Here is a 20,248-nt window from a genome sequence, read left to right as displayed (position 1 = left end):
GGTGGCGCCACCGGCCCTCTACACCCTGCTCCCCCGCCACCGCACAGACAAGGGGGTAGCCCGTCGTCATTTCACAACTCGCAGATTTCACAGTGGTGTCCGGTGGGCGCCACCCATGTCGATCCTGCCGCTTGTCATATGCAACCAGTGCGACATCAGTACCGCTCGCTGTCGCGAAGTTCCTGCAGCACCGCGCTGACACTGCCCGCGTCGTCAGCACCTGTCTGTTCCAGCCTGCGCCGGAGGCCTGTAATCAGATCCGCCCGCCCCCGTGAGGCAGCGCGCACCCGCCCTTCTGTGATCATCCGAACTCCCTCACCAGCACCGGAGCAGGTGCGGGTGGTTGGTTTCGTCGAGCGCGAGCGCGGCGGTCCACAGGGAGGCGTCGAGCGTTGCGGGTATCCGCCATTCGGCCGGTGCCGCGGCGGGTACGTGGATACGCACCGGGTTCAGCTCGAGCAGGTAGCGGTCGGCGACGGCCCACCATTGCCGGCCGGTCGCGTCCATGACCACGGCGACGATCAGGTCACCGGTATCGGGGAGCTGCCGGGCCGCCACCCGGACCGGTTCGGGGATATGCCGGTTCTCCACCCGATCCGTGAGCTGATCGGCGCACACCACGAACACGAGCCCGAACCCGAACATGTCCGTTCCCAGCGCCTTCCGCAACTGCGCGGCCCGCACGTGGATCGGATTGGGTTCGTCGTCGCCCCGGTCGCCCGTGAGATCGACGGCGGCGCATTCGGCGGCGACACTGTCCCCGTCGAACCGGAACCCGTACAGCATCGGCAGCAAACTCGCGGGCATCGATAGCAGAAAGCGGGCGGTGATCTCGTCGATGGACTCGTCGTCGGGATAACGGATCGCGCTCATCCGGCGGACCTCTGCGCCCAGAACTGATGCCGGATCACATCCCACAGTGCGGAGAGTTCCGGAAACCGTTCCCGCACCTCGGCGAGATCCGGTGCGGCCTCGGGATCGCTCACCGCGACCACGGTCCGATCGTCGGCGACGTTACGCACCCGGATGATCCGGATCTGCTGCCGATCCCGCTGCCACACCGCACGCCACTCCCCCAGTTCTGCACTGTGCGTTCTGTTTCCGGGGTGCCGTGATTGCCCTGTCGAAGGGCTTCCGCATCGATCCACCATGCGGGTAATCGTCCGCTCCGGAGGAGTTGTCGTAAGGGCTCAGCGAGACATTCCGAGTCAATCGGGTCGTCGACCCAGCGACCGGAACGCCCGGTCCGCCGCAGAGGTACGAATCGGACCGTGATCAGGTCCGTTCCGTACCCGGTCGTCACCCGTAGGCCCATCCTCGGCGCCCGGCAGGGCTCACCCTCGTCACTCTCGACCGCTTAGGACTCACTCGTCCTTCGGCAGATCTTTTTAGACCAGCCAACCCCGCTGCGAGCTGGGGTGCTCGTCGAAGTCATCAGGCCAGTCCGATGGGCCGACAACATCCGGCTGAGCACGCGGACGAAGACGTTCAGGCGCTGGAGGTGGGGGCGCAGGTGTAGCGCTCCAGTTCCAGATAAATCGATCGGATGCCTTGATCTCGGAAACCTCAGGGGGCAGCGGCCGCAGGTAGAACTCGATATCGGACCATCGACACTCGCCGCTTCGTACTCGCGCACCGTATCCGGCGAGATCCGGTGATACCCCTGGAGCTTCTGCAAGCACCTGCATGAATTCTTCCGTAACTTCGGTCGACTCGTTGAAGTATTCCTGGATATTGAAATTCTCCATACGTATACACGAAGTACGCAGATCATCCACCGAGCTCATTAATTTCCGATATGCGGATTCCACCTCTGGATCGACGTCGAGGTCGCGATTAGAGCGCCAAATCGGGTTCACCCGTTCCCCCAAGGCTGTTGTCCGGTACCGACATCCCAGGCTTTCTGCGGCCTGTTCGTTGTCTGCGACAGATCTCCAGCCAGCCTCGCGTCGTTGAGAATGTCTGCCGCTTTGACACCTTGAGCGAACGGCTTCACCAGGTCTTCAAATTTCTGGTTGGCTTGGTCGCGCATATACGCCGCAGGATCCCGTAGAGCATCGAGGAACGTCTTGACGGAATCGACCATCTTCCTGATATCGCCGACAAGGTCTACAACCTTGGCAATAATATCTTTCACTTTCATTGCAATTTCAAGAACCTGGGCGGTCCACCCAACCGCCGGAATCTTCTTGAACATAAACTTGAACGCATCGGTCACACTGTCGACCGTGACCTGACTTTCCAGCAGATCCCAGAGGGCTTTCAGAACCCAGCGGATAGCAGAACGGATCTGATCCGAAACAGCACCCAACCCCTCGGAGATGAGCCGGCCCGTCGGGCCTTCCCACTTCATCGCCGCGATCTGGCGGCGAGCCCAATCACTGAATGCGAGAGCGGCCTGGCCATCCCAGTATCCGTCCACGCGCGTCGCCCCGGACTCGAGATTTTTTCCGCAGGACTCGAGAGCTTGCCCGGCAATCTTGTAGGCCTCGCCAATGCGTCGTATCTCGGACCAATTGCCAGGGACCGGCTTCAACGCCTCGCCCATCGGATCGTACTCACGACCCACCGCCTTGGTCAGCCGCTTGATCGAATCGTTCACCGCGCCCAGTGGAGGCGCAACGTCGCTGATGAGACCGATCAACTCTTCCTTATCGGCCGCCGGTGGATCCAGATTCGGCTTCTCCGGTTTGGGGTACGCCACTGCGCCTTCGAAGGCATTCGTCGCTCCCGCCGCTTCCTGGTCCATGAGCACGGGCACCTCTTGCCCCGGGACGAGAAGGTTTTCCTTCTGACGGTTCAGCGCTTCGTAGGTTCTGTTGTCCTGGTCCACGTAGAGCCAGGCCGCATCGCGCAGCGAAAGAGCACTGTTGGCTGTTACCGTGCCGATCCCCAGCATTCGCGTATGTGTCAATTCTGCGAAAGACCTCAAGGGATCCAGCAGGTCGTCGATGATCTCCGCGCTCACCCAGTCGGCCGGCGGGCCTTCCTTCCGAACAAACGCGGCCGCGTTCCAAGCATCCTTTCCGATATCTTCCATCAGGTTTCCCAGACCGGCGACCTCTTCCGGGACCGCACGGAAATCTTCAGGCAAGTACAGCCACCCCTATCAACTATCCAGTTTTCCGTATAGATTCGATAATCTTCTCGGACTCTTCCCGAGTCAGGGCATTGTCGATCGCCGTATGGCGGCGGAGAACGAAAACCGCTACTTCCGAGCTCGCATACCCGGGGGTGGCGATTACCGTGAATTCCGAGCTTTCGGGATCACAGGAGGAGTTCTTGGCGATTCCGGAAATCGACGCGGTGTATCGAAAGGCGGGCCGACCGTCGATCTGGTATTCGATAGGCCCCTGCGTCTCGACGCGCAGAGAAGCGGCAAGTTCCGAATCGCGAAACAGTTCGGGCACCAGCTCGATCTCTTGCCGTGCCGCGGTAGCCGCGTCCACACCATTTCGGCCACGGGCCCCGATGTAGGCGAGCGCTGAAGTATCGGTCTCCGCACAGTAGTGGTGGCCGTAGTCACTGACGGCCCCGTACATCGCCAGCGTGTGCTCTCCCGCAGGGTCGGTGTAGCCGACGACCATACTTTCACTCGGCCGCCAGCCGTCACCCCGCGGCACCGTGTAGCTCAGCCCGTAACGAGTGGGCACCGCCTGGGGCGATCCCTCCGGGACCGGGATCATGATAGGGCGTTCGATACGCGGGAACCCCGGGGGCGGAGGAGGATCGGTTGGCCCGGTCGATTCTGGTGGACCCCAGGATGTGGTGGCACCGTCGGTGATCCCAGACCCGTCAGAATGCGGATTCCCAGTACTTGCGACATACCCCATGAATCCCGCGACAACGGCAATAGATACAGCTACCCGCAAGAGTTGGATTCGGAAACTCTTGGCCCCTCGGGGCCGAAGAAAGTCTCGAAGGAATGCAGTGATTCTGCTTGTGGGTTCACCGCTGGACATCATCTAGCTCACTGAACGACATAGCCCAGAAGCGGATCCCAGACCTCGCATCTCCCGGCCGGAACGAATGCGTATTGCTTCTCAACGCTCCCCCTCGATCTTCCAAGCAAAGAAATCGTGGGCCACGATAACATCCGCCCGGACCTACCGCACTAGGCCTGCAGACCGCATATCAGGCGTTGCCGCGAAAGGATATCCTCGATGCGCAAACCGACCCGACGTCAGAGAGAAGCCGACGTGACCTCGCGACTTACCGTACGGACCGAATCGAGGCCTCGGCAACGAGCGGCGACAGTAACGATGGCTGCGGCCATTGCCGCGGTCGCCGGCCTGCTCGTCGGATGTTCCGAATCGAATGGTACGGCGCCTACACCCGAGACCTCTGCTGCCGCTCCGGTCAGTGCATCCCCGTCATCGCCACCTCTTCCCGGCTCATCGATCCAGGTCTCCGTACCACCGGCGGCAGACAATGCAGTGCCCGGCAAGGTCGCTTTCGATCCCTGTTTCCGGGTCGAGGACTCGTTGATCGCAGCGGCAGGATTCGATGCGGGTTCCCGTGAGCGCAATTCCGCCGAAGTCACCGATTTTCCGACGCGGACCGATGTCGGCTGTACCTTCTGGCGGTACGCGGATATCAACGGTGAAGTCGCCTTGACCGGCGCACTGGACATTATGACCAGCACATCGACGCTGGCGGATGTCACCGGCAACGATAAGTACCAGGTGATCGACTCCGCCCCGATCAACGGCCGGCCTGCCGCGATCTACCGGATGACCGAGGAGATCATGATGTCTTCGTGTTATGCCGCGATAGAAGCACCGGACGGGACACTCCAGATTGCAGTAGACAAAGCGCCTTCTGCGGCCGTTACGCCGGAGCCGTGTGAGCAGATCCGTGAGGTAGCCGAAATCATCGCGCCCGCACTCGACTCATGAGCGCGCCTGGACTGTTGGTTGCGGTCCAGCGATATCGCCTGACCACTCAGGGCCGGGCAGTGCGGTTGAGCCTTTCTGGACGGTAGTCCATACGCCTGCTGGGCTCGGCGAAATCACAACGTCTACGCCTGCGTGCACCTCCACCTACTCGCGGGTCATAACTGGAACGTTCCATGACGGGACACTTGGCGCATTTCCGCCGAATCCCGCTGCTCAGAGGCCTTCCGCGCCGTTCATGCATATGGTTGAGTTGCAGTGATTCGCCGGAATGAATAGTTCAGCGGGACAGTCCGATTCGTGTTGGCGGAATGCCTATGACCGACCGTGCCGCTTCGGGTAAACATCCGAATCGGACCACGCCCTGGGCTTTCCGGCCGACAGAGGGGAAGGGGAGTTATGGCACGAGACGAACAACCCGGGTCCACCCTGCCTCGACGGCAGCTGGGCCGGGCGTTACGAGAAGCGCGGCAGGGGGTGGGTCTCACCCTGGAACAGGCTGCGCAGGAAATGGAAATGAGCAAGACCTCGGTAATCCGAGTCGAGAAGGGGCACAACGAGAAGGTCAAGCTACGGGACGTGGAGGGGTTCGGGCGGTTGTACGAACTCACCGAGAAACGTATTGCCGAGCTGAAAGCACTGGCCCAGCAGGCGGCGACGAAGTCATGGTGGCAGGCTTCGCGGCATCTGATGCTTCCTGGATACCGCACATATCTCGGACTTGAATCCGGCGCCTCGCAGCTGTTCTCGTACCAACCGGCGATTATCCCTGGAATCTTGCAGATCGCGAACTATGCGCGCGCCATCGAGCGGCCCGTGTTACCTGGTGATACCCCAGAGGACGTGGAGAGCCGAGTTGCCGTCCGAGTGCGGCGGAAAGTTCTACTCACGCGGCAGCGCAGAGCTGTCCCCGCTGAATTCCTCCTCCACGAGAGTGTCCTGCACACTATCGTCGGCTCGCGCGAGGTCATGGCTGCTCAATTACGGCATATAGCCGATTTGAGTACCTACCCTGGGGTGACCGTACGGATCCTGCCGTTCGTGGCCGGATTCCCAGGCGATGCGATTCCGGTCCTTCCTTACATCATTCTCGACTTTCCGGCAGAGAGTGCAGAACCATCCATCGTCTTCTGTGAGAATCCCATCGGCGCGATGTTCTTCGAGGAAGAGCCCGATGTGAAGCGTTACCGCCATATTCATGTGGCGCTCCGGCGAGCCACACTGGACGAGCTACCGTCTAGAGACCTGCTGCGGCAGATGGCAAGGAGATACGAGCAGTGAGCTACGAACTACCGTGGGCGAAATGGACCAAGTCGTCGTATAGCGGTCCGGCCAACGAGTGTGTGGAAGTCGCCTGGCTCGACGATACGAGCGTCGGGGTCCGGGACTCGAAGGATCCCGCCGGGCCTGTCTTGGCCTTCAGTCGCGCCGAGTGGGCAACATTCACCGCTGGTGTACGGAACGGTCGGCCCGCTTCCGCCTGACCTCGAACCGGTCCCGACAGTCGTGTTCACCGCGTCACGCACGGTGGGTGCCCCCTGTGGTCCGCACGATCCCGTTGCACTGCCGGGGCCTGTATCGTGAGGTCTGATCTCGTGTGGATCATTCACACGCCATGCAGGAGGGGTATGCACACCGCGAGCAAGAAGTACGCAAAGGCAATGGTGAACGCGGTGGTCGCGATGGTGGCGGCGGGGTTGGTCGCCGGGTGCACGGACGGAGGAGAGTCGGCGTCCGCAGGGTCGAGCACTACCACTGGGGAGCCGCGCGTCGAGTGGAATCCCTGTTCGGAACTCTCGACAGCGGCATTGGAGGCAACGGGAGCCAGTCCAGAGACCAAACATACGAGCTTCGATGCTCCCGGTGATCGAGCTGCGGTCCGTATGTGCGCCTGGGAGCCCGCCGACGGTCGTCCTTACTTCATCGGGGTCGGGTCCTTTGTCTTCACGTTGGATGAGTTCCGCGAGAACGATCAGGTGACCGGCTTTGCCGATGTACAGATCAATGACCGGTCCGGGCTGACCTTCTATCCCACCGGCAACGAGAACCCTATCCGCCGCTGCTACGTCGGCCTGCCCATGAAAGAGGGCGGACTAATGATTTACGCGGATTGGCGCTATGGCAAGCGTGATTCGCTGCCGGAATCACCGCCCTGCGGTCTGGCCGTCCAACACGCGCAGACGCTGGAACCGTACTTGCCGGAGTAGACAGTGCAGAAAAAAGCCTGTTCCGCCTACCGTCGCGGGATACTGTTTCACGGGGGGAAGACATGACCGAACAGGTCGCGATGCTGCAACAGTGGCAGAACCTGAAAACCCAGGCCGAAAGCGGCGAACTGCGGATGGAGTCCGATATCGCCGCCAAACTGGCAGCGCATTGCGATGCCTTCGCGACCAGTCTGGAAAACGCGCTCAGACAGACCGATGACTTGAAGGTTGTCGAAGGTTTCGGCGGTGTACGGTCCGCCCAGTATCTGCGGGACAAGTTCGCCAAGAAGGCGGTTGAGGATCCCGATTCGGCGGCAAACCGCTTGAAGACCGCGATCGACATCGTGAACCTGATGAAGCAGACCTTCGAACTGTCCTGCAAGCAGATCGAAGAAACCGATCAGTCCACGTCCAGCGCGCTGGGTAATACGGGGGTCTGATCATGAGCTTTTTCGGCGGTGACGAAGCCGAGCAGAACGAGCAGACCGATAGTCAGCTCATCGAGGACCAGGACAAGGAATGGGGTGACAACCGGGTCGCCGTCAACGGGGAATGGCTCGGGCTGGTAGCCGATTTCGGTGGACAGTACGCGCCGCCCGCGATCCTCGAGAAAGACGGTTTCGAGGCCATGACCCATCAGCAGATCTGGGATCTGCTCCAAGGTGTCAACGCGGGACTGATCAACGATAAGGCGTTGGCGTGGCGAGGCCTCGCCGATCTCACCGAAACCGCCAATCAGGACTTCCTCAAAGCAGTCAACGAAGATTTGGATACCGGATGGAACGGCCAGTCCGCCACCGCCGCCGTCAACGGCGTCCGGGAATTCAGCAACTCGCTCATCCCGCTGGTCGCGAGTTTCCGCTTGGTCGCGCACGGCCTCGACCTGGTAGAGACCTACCTCGGCCAGGCCAAAGCCTCGGTAGGTGAACCGGACAACGTGACCGCACGTGACAAAGTTGTCAACATACTGCCCGACGACTTCTTCAAAACCCCTCAGTACCGCGCCGACGAGGCCCAGGACACGGCTCGGCGCGTAATGACCACCTACTACGAGCCGGGTGCGGGGGAAGTCGACCGCAAGACACCTGTGCTGCCCGAGCCGGTGAAGCCTGTGGACGACGGCAGCAAGCCGCCGGGCACCGACTTCCCGCAGGGCAACAACACCACCAACGGGAACAACAACGGCACCGACCCCGGCACGAACACCGGGGAGCCCGGGCAGCAGCAGCCGACCGGTGAGGATCCGCAGTCCACGGAGCCACAGTCGACCGAACCGCAGAGCACCACACCACAATCGACGACGCCCCAGTCGACAACCCCGACGACTCCGACAACTCCCTCCCTGACAACCGGATCACCCACGGCTCCAGGCACTCCCGGGCTCCCGGCAGGGACGCCGTCCGGAATGCCGTCGGGTACTCCGCAGACCACCGCACCCCACCTCCCCGGCCAGACCGTGCCCGGTGGCAACCCGAACAAGCCGGCCGGCGCGCCTGCCGGGACCGCGCCCACCAGTACCGGCAACCGTGCCGGTCGTACCGGTATGCCCGGCATGATGTCGCCGGGTGCTGCGCGCGGTAACCGCGAGGACGACGACGAACACGAAATCCCCGACTACCTGATCTACGACCGCGGTAGTGAACTGCTCGGCACCCAGCCGCCCGCACTACCGCCGGGCGGGGTGATCGGCGGGTGAGCGACCTACAGTGGCGCTTGGACGGGGAGATGTTCATCCAGGCGGTGCGACGCTTCGATCGCGACCGATTGCCGTACCCGATCCGGGTGCTACCGCTCGGTTCCACCGAAACACCACCCACCGCCGAGGATTACGAGCGTGTCCGGCTCGCGGCCTCGCAGCAGCTCGCCGCAGTATCGGACGAGAACCTGCACCGAGCGTTACGGACCCTGCTGGAACCGCAGGTACGGGTCGAAGTGCACGGAGCCTACGACCGGGGTTTCGAACGGATAGTGCGGATACATGCCGGTATCACCGGGCGTTCCGCGACGCTCGCCGTCCAGGCACCTGGTGCGACAAAGGAGTACGGCGGCCATATCCACGTACAAACCTGCGAGCCACACGAATTGGCGGCCAGGGTCGTTGCGTGCCTGCCACGATGCGCACCGGGTCGTTTCGCGACCGTCCGCGGCACCCGGTCCGATATCGGACAGATCGAGTACTCCCGGCACCCGGGGCGGATATCGCGGATCGAACAGATCAACCAGATCCTGCGCCGGCCGCGGTCGGGTGTGGGGGAAATCGGTATCTTCGCCGGTCCCGCCGTGGATTCCCGCCCCACCGGCAACCCACACGGTTTTCACTGGATGGATCTGCTCCCGCAGGACGGGCGCTACCTGCTGATCAAACACAGCAGCGAAGAATTCACCCTCGCCCCCGGCGCACCGGACGAAATCACCCGGCGCCTCCAGCACGCCATCGGCACCGTCCGGCAAGCGGCACCCCAGCGAGTAGCTTCCCCACAGCAGTTCGTCTCTCGCGAAACTCCACAACCCCGGCGCGAGCTTCCTGCACAAACCCCCGCACGGCGCGTGCTCTCCCAGGAAGAGATCGACGCCGACGACGCCTACTTCCAGCAACGCAATCAGCGCGGCTGGCTCGCCTGATCTTCCGCCCCTCACTGCAGCCACGGACCGGCAGGGTGCGGGACCGTGGGATCATCCAGTCGAAGGGAGCAGGGAATGCCGAATATGCGCCGGGCGCAGCTGTCGGACCATCACATGATCGTCGAATGTGTGCAGCGGTGGTGGGGCGACTCGCGCACGCCTGAACAAGCCCGCGAACTCTCCCTGCTACTGCCCAAACTGTTCCTGCAGTTCTTCTCCCGCACCAGCCTTGTGCGGGAGGACGACACCGGGATCACGGCGTTCCTCGTCGGCTTCTACGCAGCCGACAACCAGGACGAGGCATATATCCATTTCGTCGGAGTCGACCCGCGGTTACGCGGGCAGGGCGTCGCGCGCACGCTGTACGAAGAATTCTTCCGGCGCGCCGCCGAGGCCGGTCGCCGGGAAGTGCGTGCGATCACCGCGCCCACGAACACCGGGTCCATCGCATTCCACCGCGCCATGGGCTTCGAGCTGGAGAACGGTGATCTGGAGATCGAGGGTCTACCGGTTCACCGCAACTATGACGGACCCGGACAAGACCGTGTGTGCTTCCACCGGAAGCTCACCTTCGCTCCGGCGTGATCCCGCGCAAGGAGACCGGACCGGGTGCTTGTTCCTGTTTCGTCCGGCGCCGGGCACGGTGGTACCCGACGCCGGCAACCACTCGCTCACCAAGCAACGAGTAGCTTTTCCGGGCCACGCACCAGCAGTCCCGATTTCCACGGGACCTCATCCACCGGCACTGCGAGGCGCAACCCCGGGAACCGTTCCAGCAGTGCCTCCATCGCGACCTGGAGTTCGATCCGCGCCAGCTGCGCGCCGAGGCAGTGATGCGCCCCGTACCCGAAGGCGATATGCGGGTTGCGCTGCCGGGTGAGATCGAGAGTTTCGGGGTCCTCGAATACGGCTTCGTCCCGGTTGGCTGACTGGGTGTGCACGAACACCGCCTCCCCTGCCCGCACCGTGACCCCGCTGAGCACCACATCTTCGGTCGCCACCCGCGGCTGCCCGCCGCCGGCGCCGAGCTGGGTGTGCCGCAGCAGTTCCTCGATCGCGCCCGGGATCAGCTCGGGGTCGACGCGCAGCTGGTGCCAGTATTCGGGCTGGGTGAGCAGGACATAGGTGAAGTTGGCGATCTGGTTGGCGGTGGTCTCGTGGCCGGCGATGAGGATCCCGACTCCCAGGTTGACCAGTTCCTTTTCGCTCAGCCGGTCCTCGTCGTCGCGGGCCGCGACCAGGGCGCCGAGTAGATCGTCGGTGGGGTGTTCGCGGCGCTGGGCGACCTGTTCGGCGAGGTAGCCCTCGAGCGAGCCGCGGGCGGCTTCGATCTGTTCGCGGGTGTAGGCGGTGGTGGACAGGATGGCGTCGGAGAAGTCCCGGAAACGGTGCTGTTCCCGGGCCGGTACGCCGAGCATTTCGCAGATCACGGTGACCGGCAGCGGCAGGGCCAGCGCCTGCACCAGGTCGGCGGGGGAACCGGCGCGTTCCATTTCGCCGAGTTTCTCGTCGACGATCTGCCGGGTGCGCGGGCGCAGTTCCGCGACCCGGCGACCGGTGAACGCCTTGGCGACCAGTTTGCGCAGCCGGCTGTGTTCGGGCGGATCCAGGCTCAGTAGCGAATCGGCCTGTGCGGGAGCGGGGGTGGCGCGCGGCACGTCTTCGCGGCCGACGGTCGCCGCGCGGCTGAATCGCGGATCACCGAGCACCGTGCGCACGTCGTCGTAGCGGGTGACCAGCCAGCCCTGGCCGCCGTAGGGCAACTCGACCCGGCTGACCGGCTCCTCGCGGCGCAGTTTCGCGTAGAGCGGGTCCATATCGAGACGTGTCGGTGCACCGAAGGGGTAGTGGCGCACCTCGGTGTTCACGGTCATGCGATCTCCCTTCCGCGGCGCCCGGAGACCGGACACCCAGCGATGTAAGCGGCTGCTTACTTAGCTAGGTTAAGGGTGTGTGGGATCACGCGTCAACGACGCGATCCCCTCACTCCGGCGGGAATCCCGGATCGTTGCGCTCCAGCAGCACACCCGCCGCACGCAGCACATATTCCGCAATCTCCGCAGGATCGGCACCGGCCAGCGGCTCCCGGCGCAGCACCGAACGCACCATCCCGATGCCGAGCAACCAGGCCAGCAGCAGGTCGGCACGTAACTCCGCACCCTCCCCCTCGGTCAGCGACGACAACGCCCGGATGTACTCCTCCCCCAACTCCCGGCGAATCACCGACGCACTCGCCTCGTGCCCACTCGACCGCAACGCCGCCTGCAACCAGGTCCCGTGCGCGGCCGCTTCACTCGGCTCCAGCGATTTCTCCAGCAATCTGGACAGCAATGTCTCCACCGGCCCGGATTCGAGCATCGACCGGCCCCGATCGGTCATCGTCGCCCGGAACAGTTCGTCCTTGTTCCCGAAATACCGGAACAGCAACGCTTGATTCACCCCCGCACGGGTCGCGATATCCCGCACGGTCGCCCGCTCGTATCCTCGCTCGGCGAACAATTCCTGCGCCGCCCCCAGAATCGCGGCCCGGGTAGCCGCGGAATCCCGCCTCCGGCCGCCCGCCTCGTTTCCGCCGCCCATCTGTCCTCCGATCACCGACACCAGGACAAGCAGCGTAAACACATTCCGGATCGGGACAAAGCAGGCAGCCCATGCTATGGACTCCGCAACAATCCCCGAATTAAGCTCGGCACACCATGCCCGAACTTCTCGGAATCAACCACCTGACCCTGGCGACAACAGATCTCGACCGCCTCACCGCGTTCTACACCGGTCCACTCGGCGCCCGACTCGCCTTCGAACGCCCCGCCACAACCGACGACCCTCGAATCGCGATACTCGATGTCGGCGGCGCCGACCACCTCATGCTGGTGGAAACGAATGATCCACCCCCCGCTCGGCCGGGCCTTCTCGGCCGCGCCGGCTGGGGTCTGCGGGTGCCGACCTATGACCAGCTGTGCACCGTACGCGAAGTACTGCTCTCCGCCGGAGTGCAGGTGGGCCCGATCGAAACCCTCCCCACTCAGTGGACCATGACGGCGCACGACCCCGACGGCCGCCCCGTGGACCTACGAGCCCATCGCCCCGCCCCACCGCGTGCCCAGGGCTGATGTGCACCCGGGGCCCGAGTGCGAACGGCGGCCGTCAGCCGCGCAATACCGCCCGGGCTTCCATCAGCGCGAACCCGAGCAGATTCAGCCCCTTCCACTCGGCCGGGCTTTCGATCCGGGGATCGTCGGCGGTCAGCCCGACTCCCCAGATCCGGTCCACCGGGCTGGCCTCCACCAGGACCCGATCCCCGGTATCCAGCAGGAAACGCTTCAGCTCGGGGTGCTGCCCGAATTTCGCCGAATTGCCGCTCACCACGATGCCGTACCGGTGTTCCACCCACGTATCCTCGGCGAACCCCTGAATACTGCGACCCAGTTTCTTGGCCGCACCCGGATGCGGCGCGGCCACTATCTTTCCCGCAGTACCGTAATCGTCGAAGAGCAACGCCTTCCGCCACATCATGTAATGCTCGGCTGTAGCGAATTCCATGCCGTCGACCGTGAACCGCACCGGCCACCATTGGCTCAGGCAACTCGCGCCGACCCTCCCGTCGGGACGCGGCTGGTGGCCCCAGAAGGGCAGGTACTTGACCCGCTCACGGTCGGAAGCGCCGATCAATTCGCCCACACTACGCGCCTGCATTCGTCCGAGTCTGCCCCGAACACTCCGGAAAAGCACCACGTTTCCGGGGTCCGCCGGACCATTCGCAGTTCATTCCCGCAGACGGCCGATATCACCGGCTACGGCGATACGCACGCAGGCCCGCGAAACCGATCAGCAGGTCGGCAATCACCTCGAAAATTGCCGCGAACCAGGAAAATCCGGTGACCCCCGCGTCGGCGGGCGGATCGATGAAGCTATCGCTGAACGGGCCGAACCAGTCGGGAAACAGATGCACGAGGGTGAAACCGATAGCGCTGGTGAAACCAATAGCGATTGCGGCCGGGGGCGCCCAGCGATGTCCCGCGAGCACCAAGGCGATGGTGACCAGGGCGAGCGCGGTCTGCAGTGAGCCCAGGGTAATCACTGTCGTCGAGATGGAACCCATACCGCGGCGGAAATGATCCGCACCGTGGACCAGCAGAGCAATGGCGAACAGACCGGTAGCCCAGCGTAATCCGGTCGTGGTAGCGGGTGTTCGAACGGACGTTTCGGTCATGACGACCTCCGGTGTCGAGCCGCTCGTGCGGCTACCGTCCAGTTGATACTACGAATTGTAGTACTTCTGTCCCGCGCCGAACAGACCTGAATCACCGGTCTCAATCCGAGCGATCAGCGCCAGTGCAGGTCCCCGACCGCCGCGGCCTCGCCGCCTCCGTCGGCAAAAACAATCTGGCCGGTGACGAAACGATTCTCCGCACCGGCCAGCCAGCAGATCAGCTCACTCACCCACTCCGGGCGCCCCGGAAACCCGCCGAAACGTTGCGGCGCGGCCGCTTCCACCGTCTCCCGAGTGGCCTCGTCGGCGAAAATCCACGCGGCCGCCGGAGTGTCCACGACACCCGGCGCGACAATATTGAGCGCGATCCCCGCTCCAGCCCATTCCGGCGACGGAGCGGCCGTGCGCACCCATCTGTTCAATGCGCGTTTGGCGACACCGTAGCCACCTGCCGGCCCGGCAAGGGAGGGATCGGCTTCGAGATAGGCGACCGCGGCGGCCTCGTCACCGTCGATGCACTTCTGCACCGCGCGCTCGTCCATCGGGGACAGTGCCGAGGTGGACGATACGGCCACGGCTCGCGGCGCAGGACTCTGCGCGAGCAGAGGCCGAAGCCCTTCCAGAGTCGCGACGGCGCCGAAGAAGTTGGTTTCGAGCAGACCTGTGCGACCGCCTCCGGCGATGGCGAGCACCGCGTCGATCGGACCGCGCGCAGTGACCTCATCCACCAGCGACCGCCGGCCGGCCGGTGTCGACAGGTCGGTCCGGATATCCGCGTCGTCGATATCGCAGCCGATCACGTGCGCACCGCGTTCACGAAGCATGGCAGCGGTCGCGGCACCGATACCGGAAGCCGAACCCGTGACCACGTATGTACGTCCGGCGGTACCTGGATACATTGTCTCCGCGCTCACGGTTTGCGAGCCAATCCGGCCGATATGAGCTGATCCCAGACGGTCGGTTCCCGTTCCGCCGTACCGATACTGCGCATCGGCGAATCCGATTCGTCCGCGGTGTCCGGCCGCCACAGTACCGCGGGCACGATTCCGGGTTCGAGCACTTCCAGCGCACCGAACAATTGCCGGATTTCATCATCGGTGCGCCACCGTCCACGCCCGAACGTCGACTGCAGTTTCTGTTCCGCCGCCTCGGTCTCGGCATTACCGCCGGACCGGAAATGCGAAATGAACACCTGACTCCCGGACGGAATCTGATCGCACCAATAAGAAACGACACCGTGCGGGTCTTCGTCGTCGTTGAGGTGGTGCAGGATCGCACTGAAAACCATCGCCACCGGCTGGTCGAAATCGATGAGCCGGCGCACCTCTTCGCTGTTGCGGATCCGCTCCGGCTCGCGCACATCGGCCTGGACCACGGTGGTGCTGTCATCGGTGGCCAGCAGCGATCGACCGTGTGCCAGCACGATGGGATCGTTGTCGATATAGACGACCTTCGCGCCGTCGATATATCGCGCCGCAACCTGGTGCACATTGTCCGCGGTCGGCAGACCACTGCCCAGGTCGATGAACTGTTTCACCCCACTGCGAGCCATATCACGCACACCCCGCACCAGCGCCTGCCGGTTCCCGAAAGCGATCGCCACCGAACCGGGCAGGTCCACCTTGAAATGGTCACCGATCTTCTGATCGACCGGATAATTGTCCTTCCCCCCGAGCAGATAGTCATACACCCGCGCGATGCTCGGTGTATTCGGATCCACAACGCCCGCACTGTCGTTCATCACGCTCTCCCGTCGACGGAGCCTCCCGTGCCCTCATGGTATGCAGCCGGACGTTCCTTGTCCCCCCAACCACTATGAGCTTCTTCATCGCTGACACCTCGGCGATCATCGCGGCTCTCCTCGACCAGTTCGAAACCATTGCGCCGGACTCGGTGACGCTGCCCGGACCCTCCGGAAACCCGGCTCCAGCTTTCCACCACCAGTTCGCCCTCTGCAGCGAACTCGATGGCGAACCCCCCATACATTCCGGGTATCGGAGCCCACATCCGCTGATTGCTGTATTCCAGTAGTGGACCCAATTGCGGCGGCCGGTACCGGACCTTGCGACACAGCTCATACACCCGGCCGAGGATGAGCGCGTGTAATTGCGCCTCGAGCTGGGCCAGTTCGGGCGGCGCGACGGCGCGGAACAACCGAGGCGTGAGCGATCGACGAAGGTGCTCGTCACCGGCAGCGGCAGCAATATCGGCGGGTGTATCGCCCGCAGAGGTACGCAGGGTGCGCCAGGCACCGAGCGCAACCAGGCGGTCGGCAACCTCTGCGGGTGCACCGAACCAGGCCGCCTGGTGCAACGGCGCGAACCCGGACGGGCCGCCGAGCCTCGTCGAATTCGCATACTCGGGCTCGGTGATCATCGCGAAAACGCGGTCCCAGTCGCCGTTTCGCGCGGCGTCCGCTAGGTGATCTCGATGAGCGACCACGCTCTCGTAGAACGATTCTCGGCTCTGGGCCCCCTGCCAGGTCAGGTCCACCCGAGCAGGGTAACGCCCGGAGGACGGATCAGGTCAGGCGTAGGGCGGTCAGTTTCCAGCCGGTTGCCGTGTGTTCGACGCGGCCGGCGAGGGCGAGCCGGCGGGGGCCGCGCTGGTACATGGCTATCAGTTCGAATGCGTGGTCGCCGGCCGGGAACAAGCGGAACTTGGTGAGCACTGCGGCGCCCAGTGTCCGGCTGGGGGCGTGGTCGCCCGCTACCACGACACCGACCGTGTGGACCAGCGCCGAAGCGCACAGGGAGTTCAGCTGCGCTACCGGGCGGCGGCGGTCCAGGACCTCCAGCAGGATGCGTATGGCCCTGCCGGCGAATTCCCTGGCCTCGCTCGGTTCGGTGCGGTCGTCGGCGGTATGCGCGGCGCGGTGTGCACGGCGGATCCCCGCCGGTGCGCTGCGGTTGGCGCGCAGGGATTTGCGGTCTATCCGGGGACGGCAACCAGCGGGTGTTTCCGCGGGTGCGCAAGTAGATGCCGGTGCAGCAGAGACTGCACCGGGGGATTCGCTCGGCACCGGTTTCGTCCCACGGCCCCTCTTGCTCCTCCGTATCCCGGCCTGCACCGACGGCGTCCCCGGTGCCGGCGGCTGGGTCCCGGGCGAGAGCATTCTCCCCGATCGGGCTTCGGCCGAGGGCGCTCCGGGCGAGAGCCTTCCAGCGGACGACGCTCCGAGCGAGAGCGTTCCAGCCGACGGCGCTCCGGGCGACTGCGCTCCGCCCGACGGCGCTCCGGGCGACAACGTTCCAGCCGACGACGGTCCCGGCGACTGCGCTCCGCCCGACGGCACTGCGGGCGACAGTGATATCGACGGCGGAGGCACGGCAGGCGGCTCGATCCCACAGGGCCGCGCAGGCGGTAACCCCTCAGATGGTTCCGTCGACGGTTCGAAATCGGGCACCCGATACAGAATCGGCCGGCCATCACGCATTCGACACCCCCCTGGCGAGAACGGATCGCTCCACCGGCGCTCCGGTCGCGTCAGCATTGCATCGATGGATGCCGACGTACAGATTTCCCGAGGGCTTCTTATCGAAACCACCGTCGGTGCGGCGTGTCTCGTGATCGAACGCTTCCGGCGAGTCGTCCGCCGGTCGGAGGTGTCGGCATCGATTGCTAGCTTTGATCGCTACGTCCGATCGCACCTTGATACCGGGAGATGTTTTGCTCGGCCATTCCCATGCCACCAGCGGCGCATTGGCATTCGCCACCGCCGCTACCGTCGTACCCGTCCCGGTGATGGAATTCGTGCGCGGCCCTGTCGATGTCAGCGCGCTCGAATTGATTCTGGGGGCGCTGATCACAGCGGGTGCGGCGCTGTTGCCCGATATCGATCATCCGGGCGGCACAATCGGGGATTCGCTGGGCCCGTTGAGTAATGCGGTGGCGAAGGGCGTCGCGACTGTTTCCGGTGGGCATCGCAAGGGCACGCACGGATTGCTGTTCGTCCTGCTGGCAGGCTGGGCGACCTGGGCGGGCGTCCACTATCTGGGCAGATACTTCACCCTCGGCGTCATCTTCGTCATGCTCGCCTTCGGTATCCGGGCCCTGCATCTGACGCCGCGAGGTGACTCCTTCCGCGCCTGGTGCCTGTGCGTGCTGCTGGCCGGCGGCGGCACAGTTTTGATGGACCGCTGGCTCCCCGACTCCCCGTATTGGCTCCCGTTCGCCATCGGCCTCGGCGCCCTCATCCATATCGTCGGGGATTGCCTCACCGACCGCGGCTGCCCCCTGCTGTGGCCGCTGAAGCCGCGCCTGGCCGTCCCGATCATCTCCCGCACCGGGAACAAAGTGGAGACCTGGGTCCTCACCCCGGCGATGGGCCTGGTCACGATCGCCCTGTTCTACCTCTACGCAGTTCCGCAGTAGCCCGGAGCAGCGCACACAGCCCGATCAGGATTGCCCTCGTGCATGGACACAGCACCGCCACCCTGGACCGGGCGATTCGCCGGGCGCTCCTGGCCGCGGATATCCGTCGGTACGAGGCGGAGTACGGCGGTTTCACCGCCGAAGAGTTGAGCCGGTGCAAGCCGAACTCGAGGGCGCTCCGCCCGCCGGGAAGGATGTCCTCAGCTGACACTTTTGTCATAGCCTTCAGGCATGACCGAGGCAGCGGAGGAGCGGTATCTCCCGCAGACGGGGTTCGCGGCCAAGCTCAATTGGCTGCGAGCCGGGGTGCTGGGCGCCAACGACGGAATCGTATCGACCGCGGGTTTGGTAGTGGGTGTCGCGGCGGCCGCATCCAGTACCAGCACAATTCTCACCGCCGGGATCGCGGGGATCAGCGCGGGCGCTATTTCCATGGCTGTCGGTGAGTACGTGTCGGTGAGCACCCAGCGGGACGCGGAAACGGCGCTGCTCGCACAGGAGCGCCGGGAACTGAAGGAGGATCCCGAGGACGAACTGGCCGAGCTCACCGCGATCTATCACGCGAAAGGCCTGTCCGCCGAGACCGCCCGGCAGGTCGCCGAGGAACTGACGGCCTACGACGCGTTCGCCGCCCACGCGGAGGCCGAGCTCGGCCTGAATCCCGACGAGCTGACCAATCCGTGGCATGCGGCGTTCTCGTCGGCGGTGGCTTTCACCCTGGGTGCGCTGCTGCCGCTGCTGGCGATCCTGCTGCCGCCTACCGCGGCGCGGATCCCGGTCACCATGGTCGCGGTGCTGCTCGCGCTGGCGTTGACGGGTTCGATCAGCGCCTGGCTGGGCGGCAGTAACCGGGTGCGGGCGGTGGCCCGGGTGGTGCTCGGCGGGGCACTGGCCATGGCGGTCACCTACGGTATCGGACAGCTGGCGGATGTGGCCGGTATTTGATCGCCTGCGAGATCCGTTGCCCCGGTGCGGAATTTATTTGAAGTGAACCAGCGATAATTCGCTTATTTTGCTGTACTTGGCGGGTGAGTTCTTTATTCGCCGTACTGCCGGCGGCCGCGCTCGATTCGGCCGAGCAGGCTTACGCGCGGTATCTGTCCCTGGTAGAAGCACCCGAGCCCAGTCCACCGGAGCGGGCGGTGGGTGTGGTGTGCACCCTGATCCACCGTTCCGGGACCGGTTTGCGGGTCCACCGCCGCCCCGACGCCCGCGGCGCCCTGCTGGAAGCCACCGTCCGCGACCGGTTCGATTGCCTGCGCGCCCTGCTGGCACTCACCGCCGACCGCGACCTGGCCGTTCTGGACGTCGCGACGCGGCGCCTCTACAACCCGCGCGGCGCCACCCGGATCCAGGTCACCACCGGCAATATCACCCTCCCCTATCTCACCGAGAGCATTCTCGACGAGATCCTGGAAACACCTCCGGACCCGCGCGATCCCGCCCTTCAAGTGACCCGCGCCCCGATGTGCCATATCCGGGCCCGCCGCCTGCCCGATGAGATCTTCGAACTCGAGCACCGCGATCTCGATGCGTTCTTCCGTCTCTACACCGATAACGCGCCGCTGGTGCGCAAGACGATCTGGGCGTGGGCCATCCGCGATCCGTGGTGGCAGCAGGCCATTGCCTGGCAACCTGTCGATACTCCCGTCGCGCCGCGTGGCCGGCCGGTGCCGGAGGACGATATCGACACCGTGCTGGCCGAGTTACGGCAGATGGCCGACGAACCACCCCCGGAACTCGGTGCCCTCGAACTGCTGTCCACTCTCGGCGATCTGGACAGCCGGACGCAGGCCATCCTCGACCGGCCCGAACCGGAACCCCGGGAGAACCGGTGAACCGCCGGCGCAGCGGCCCGACAGGCAGCGCGATATCAAGCCGCCAGAACAACAAGTTCCGCGACGGGGCATGAGGCCGTGCGCTTTCGATGATCTCGCCGC

Annotated in this window: 25 protein-coding genes; 12 read left to right on the top strand and 13 right to left on the bottom strand. The window is 64.5% G+C overall.

The annotated features are described in order from the left end of the window. Positions 1-315 precede the first annotated feature (315 nt). The 5 genes from ACFWPH_RS21620 to ACFWPH_RS21600 all read right to left on the bottom strand — a co-directional run bounded on the left by ACFWPH_RS21620 (position 316) and on the right by ACFWPH_RS21600 (position 3,587). Positions 316-873 (bottom strand): hypothetical protein, encoded by a 558-nt coding sequence (locus tag ACFWPH_RS21620; RefSeq protein WP_378753693.1) that lies wholly within the window; start codon positions 871-873, stop codon positions 316-318. Further along, positions 870-1,061, bottom strand: coding sequence for a hypothetical protein (locus tag ACFWPH_RS21615; RefSeq protein ID WP_378753691.1), 192 nt, complete (start codon positions 1,059-1,061; stop codon positions 870-872). The genes ACFWPH_RS21620 and ACFWPH_RS21615 overlap by 4 nt, the downstream gene beginning before the upstream one ends. Positions 1,062-1,388: 327 nt before the next feature. Then, positions 1,389-1,748, bottom strand: a complete 360-nt coding sequence (locus ACFWPH_RS21610; RefSeq protein WP_378753689.1) for a hypothetical protein — start codon at positions 1,746-1,748, stop codon at positions 1,389-1,391. 107 nt (positions 1,749-1,855) lie between these two features. Beyond that, on the bottom strand, positions 1,856-3,094 hold the full coding sequence (locus ACFWPH_RS21605) for a hypothetical protein (RefSeq protein ID WP_378753687.1): 1,239 nt from the start codon (positions 3,092-3,094) through the stop codon (positions 1,856-1,858). 19 nt (positions 3,095-3,113) lie between these two features. Beyond that, positions 3,114-3,587 carry a hypothetical protein gene (locus ACFWPH_RS21600; RefSeq protein ID WP_378753685.1) on the bottom strand — a complete coding sequence of 158 codons (474 nt, stop codon included), beginning with the start codon at positions 3,585-3,587 and terminating at the stop codon, positions 3,114-3,116. 576 nt (positions 3,588-4,163) lie between these two features. Here ACFWPH_RS21600 and ACFWPH_RS21595 point away from each other — a divergent pair. From ACFWPH_RS21595 to ACFWPH_RS21560, 8 genes are all read left to right on the top strand, one after another. After that, positions 4,164-4,898 (top strand): DUF3558 domain-containing protein, encoded by a 735-nt coding sequence (locus ACFWPH_RS21595; RefSeq protein WP_378753683.1) that lies wholly within the window; start codon positions 4,164-4,166, stop codon positions 4,896-4,898. A gap of 396 nt (positions 4,899-5,294) precedes the next feature. After that, positions 5,295-6,176, top strand: a complete 882-nt coding sequence (locus tag ACFWPH_RS21590) for a helix-turn-helix domain-containing protein (RefSeq protein ID WP_378753681.1) — start codon at positions 5,295-5,297, stop codon at positions 6,174-6,176. Further along, positions 6,173-6,379 carry a DUF397 domain-containing protein gene (locus ACFWPH_RS21585; protein ID WP_378753679.1) on the top strand — a complete coding sequence of 69 codons (207 nt, stop codon included), beginning with the start codon at positions 6,173-6,175 and terminating at the stop codon, positions 6,377-6,379. The genes ACFWPH_RS21590 and ACFWPH_RS21585 overlap by 4 nt, the downstream gene beginning before the upstream one ends. A 144-nt stretch (positions 6,380-6,523) precedes the next feature. Continuing rightward, entirely contained in the window at positions 6,524-7,102 is a 579-nt protein-coding gene (locus ACFWPH_RS21580) for a DUF3558 domain-containing protein (RefSeq protein WP_378753678.1), read from the top strand. Between the two features lie 62 nt (positions 7,103-7,164). Next, on the top strand, positions 7,165-7,542 hold the full coding sequence (locus ACFWPH_RS21575) for a hypothetical protein (RefSeq protein WP_378753676.1): 378 nt from the start codon (positions 7,165-7,167) through the stop codon (positions 7,540-7,542). Positions 7,543-7,544: 2 nt separating this feature from the next. After that, positions 7,545-8,798 (top strand): hypothetical protein, encoded by a 1,254-nt coding sequence (locus tag ACFWPH_RS21570; RefSeq protein ID WP_378753674.1) that lies wholly within the window; start codon positions 7,545-7,547, stop codon positions 8,796-8,798. Next, a complete protein-coding gene (locus ACFWPH_RS21565; RefSeq protein WP_378753672.1) occupies positions 8,795-9,724 on the top strand; it encodes an ESX secretion-associated protein EspG in 930 nt (309 codons plus the stop codon). The genes ACFWPH_RS21570 and ACFWPH_RS21565 overlap by 4 nt, the downstream gene beginning before the upstream one ends. A gap of 75 nt (positions 9,725-9,799) precedes the next feature. Then, positions 9,800-10,309, top strand: coding sequence for a GNAT family N-acetyltransferase (locus tag ACFWPH_RS21560; RefSeq protein ID WP_378753670.1), 510 nt, complete (start codon positions 9,800-9,802; stop codon positions 10,307-10,309). Positions 10,310-10,395: 86 nt separating this feature from the next. Here the strand turns inward: ACFWPH_RS21560 and ACFWPH_RS21555 are convergent, their stop codons facing one another. Both ACFWPH_RS21555 and ACFWPH_RS21550 read right to left on the bottom strand, forming a co-directional pair. Then, positions 10,396-11,598: a cytochrome P450 gene (locus ACFWPH_RS21555; RefSeq protein WP_378753668.1), complete on the bottom strand. Its 1,203-nt coding sequence runs from the start codon at positions 11,596-11,598 to the stop codon at positions 10,396-10,398. 109 nt (positions 11,599-11,707) lie between these two features. Next, positions 11,708-12,325, bottom strand: coding sequence for a TetR/AcrR family transcriptional regulator (locus ACFWPH_RS21550; RefSeq protein WP_378753666.1), 618 nt, complete (start codon positions 12,323-12,325; stop codon positions 11,708-11,710). Between the two features lie 95 nt (positions 12,326-12,420). Between ACFWPH_RS21550 and ACFWPH_RS21545 the strand changes: the two genes are divergently transcribed. Continuing rightward, positions 12,421-12,834 carry a VOC family protein gene (locus tag ACFWPH_RS21545; protein ID WP_378753664.1) on the top strand — a complete coding sequence of 138 codons (414 nt, stop codon included), beginning with the start codon at positions 12,421-12,423 and terminating at the stop codon, positions 12,832-12,834. A 34-nt stretch (positions 12,835-12,868) separates the two neighbouring features. Here the strand turns inward: ACFWPH_RS21545 and ACFWPH_RS21540 are convergent, their stop codons facing one another. The 6 genes from ACFWPH_RS21540 to ACFWPH_RS21515 form a co-directional block, all read right to left on the bottom strand. Next, the gene (locus ACFWPH_RS21540; protein ID WP_378753662.1) at positions 12,869-13,417 is read right to left on the bottom strand and encodes an NADAR family protein; all 549 of its coding nucleotides are present in this window, start codon (positions 13,415-13,417) and stop codon (positions 12,869-12,871) included. A 91-nt stretch (positions 13,418-13,508) separates the two neighbouring features. Further along, positions 13,509-13,823 (bottom strand): hypothetical protein, encoded by a 315-nt coding sequence (locus tag ACFWPH_RS21535; protein WP_378753660.1) that lies wholly within the window; start codon positions 13,821-13,823, stop codon positions 13,509-13,511. A gap of 224 nt (positions 13,824-14,047) precedes the next feature. Beyond that, positions 14,048-14,848 (bottom strand): SDR family oxidoreductase, encoded by an 801-nt coding sequence (locus ACFWPH_RS21530; RefSeq protein ID WP_378753658.1) that lies wholly within the window; start codon positions 14,846-14,848, stop codon positions 14,048-14,050. Continuing rightward, a complete protein-coding gene (locus ACFWPH_RS21525) occupies positions 14,845-15,675 on the bottom strand; it encodes an SAM-dependent methyltransferase (protein ID WP_378753656.1) in 831 nt (276 codons plus the stop codon). Before ACFWPH_RS21525 ends, ACFWPH_RS21530 begins: the two co-directional genes overlap by 4 nt. Continuing rightward, the gene (locus ACFWPH_RS21520; protein WP_378753654.1) at positions 15,675-16,427 is read right to left on the bottom strand and encodes a hypothetical protein; all 753 of its coding nucleotides are present in this window, start codon (positions 16,425-16,427) and stop codon (positions 15,675-15,677) included. The genes ACFWPH_RS21525 and ACFWPH_RS21520 overlap by 1 nt, the downstream gene beginning before the upstream one ends. Before the next feature lie 28 nt (positions 16,428-16,455). Beyond that, positions 16,456-16,956 (bottom strand): Rv3235 family protein, encoded by a 501-nt coding sequence (locus tag ACFWPH_RS21515; RefSeq protein ID WP_378753652.1) that lies wholly within the window; start codon positions 16,954-16,956, stop codon positions 16,456-16,458. A gap of 647 nt (positions 16,957-17,603) precedes the next feature. On the opposite strand from ACFWPH_RS21515, the gene ACFWPH_RS21510 reads away from it, so the two are divergent. The 3 genes from ACFWPH_RS21510 (at position 17,604) to ACFWPH_RS21500 (ending at position 20,146) form a co-directional block, all read left to right on the top strand. Then, the gene (locus tag ACFWPH_RS21510; RefSeq protein ID WP_378753650.1) at positions 17,604-18,308 is read left to right on the top strand and encodes a metal-dependent hydrolase; all 705 of its coding nucleotides are present in this window, start codon (positions 17,604-17,606) and stop codon (positions 18,306-18,308) included. Positions 18,309-18,539: 231 nt separating this feature from the next. Beyond that, positions 18,540-19,253 carry a VIT family protein gene (locus tag ACFWPH_RS21505; RefSeq protein ID WP_378753648.1) on the top strand — a complete coding sequence of 238 codons (714 nt, stop codon included), beginning with the start codon at positions 18,540-18,542 and terminating at the stop codon, positions 19,251-19,253. An 83-nt stretch (positions 19,254-19,336) separates the two neighbouring features. Then, a complete protein-coding gene (locus tag ACFWPH_RS21500) occupies positions 19,337-20,146 on the top strand; it encodes a hypothetical protein (RefSeq protein WP_378753646.1) in 810 nt (269 codons plus the stop codon). Positions 20,147-20,248 lie beyond the last annotated feature (102 nt).

The organism is Nocardia sp. NPDC058499, from assembly GCF_042719915.1.
Taxonomy (GTDB): domain Bacteria; phylum Actinomycetota; class Actinomycetes; order Mycobacteriales; family Mycobacteriaceae; genus Nocardia.
This window is presented reverse-complemented; position numbering and strand designations above follow the sequence as displayed.

Bases quoted from the DNA above. Each gene is read 5' to 3' on its own strand.
- ACFWPH_RS21525 (WP_378753656.1), bottom strand. From the start codon at position 15,675: ATGAACGACAGTGCGGGCGTTGTGGATCCGAATACACCGAGCATCGCG.
- ACFWPH_RS21540 (WP_378753662.1), bottom strand. From the start codon at position 13,417: ATGCAGGCGCGTAGTGTGGGCGAATTGATCGGCGCTTCCGACCGTGAG.
- ACFWPH_RS21595 (WP_378753683.1), top strand. From the start codon at position 4,164: ATGCGCAAACCGACCCGACGTCAGAGAGAAGCCGACGTGACCTCGCGA.
- ACFWPH_RS21545 (WP_378753664.1), top strand. From the start codon at position 12,421: ATGCCCGAACTTCTCGGAATCAACCACCTGACCCTGGCGACAACAGAT.
- ACFWPH_RS21575 (WP_378753676.1), top strand. From the start codon at position 7,165: ATGACCGAACAGGTCGCGATGCTGCAACAGTGGCAGAACCTGAAAACC.
- ACFWPH_RS21620 (WP_378753693.1), bottom strand. From the start codon at position 873: ATGAGCGCGATCCGTTATCCCGACGACGAGTCCATCGACGAGATCACC.
- ACFWPH_RS21590 (WP_378753681.1), top strand. From the start codon at position 5,295: ATGGCACGAGACGAACAACCCGGGTCCACCCTGCCTCGACGGCAGCTG.
- ACFWPH_RS21505 (WP_378753648.1), top strand. From the start codon at position 18,540: ATGACCGAGGCAGCGGAGGAGCGGTATCTCCCGCAGACGGGGTTCGCG.
- ACFWPH_RS21600 (WP_378753685.1), bottom strand. From the start codon at position 3,587: ATGGTCGTCGGCTACACCGACCCTGCGGGAGAGCACACGCTGGCGATG.
- ACFWPH_RS21580 (WP_378753678.1), top strand. From the start codon at position 6,524: ATGCACACCGCGAGCAAGAAGTACGCAAAGGCAATGGTGAACGCGGTG.
- ACFWPH_RS21535 (WP_378753660.1), bottom strand. From the start codon at position 13,823: ATGGGTTCCATCTCGACGACAGTGATTACCCTGGGCTCACTGCAGACC.
- ACFWPH_RS21610 (WP_378753689.1), bottom strand. From the start codon at position 1,748: ATGGAGAATTTCAATATCCAGGAATACTTCAACGAGTCGACCGAAGTT.
- ACFWPH_RS21560 (WP_378753670.1), top strand. From the start codon at position 9,800: ATGCCGAATATGCGCCGGGCGCAGCTGTCGGACCATCACATGATCGTC.
- ACFWPH_RS21555 (WP_378753668.1), bottom strand. From the start codon at position 11,598: ATGACCGTGAACACCGAGGTGCGCCACTACCCCTTCGGTGCACCGACA.
- ACFWPH_RS21570 (WP_378753674.1), top strand. From the start codon at position 7,545: ATGAGCTTTTTCGGCGGTGACGAAGCCGAGCAGAACGAGCAGACCGAT.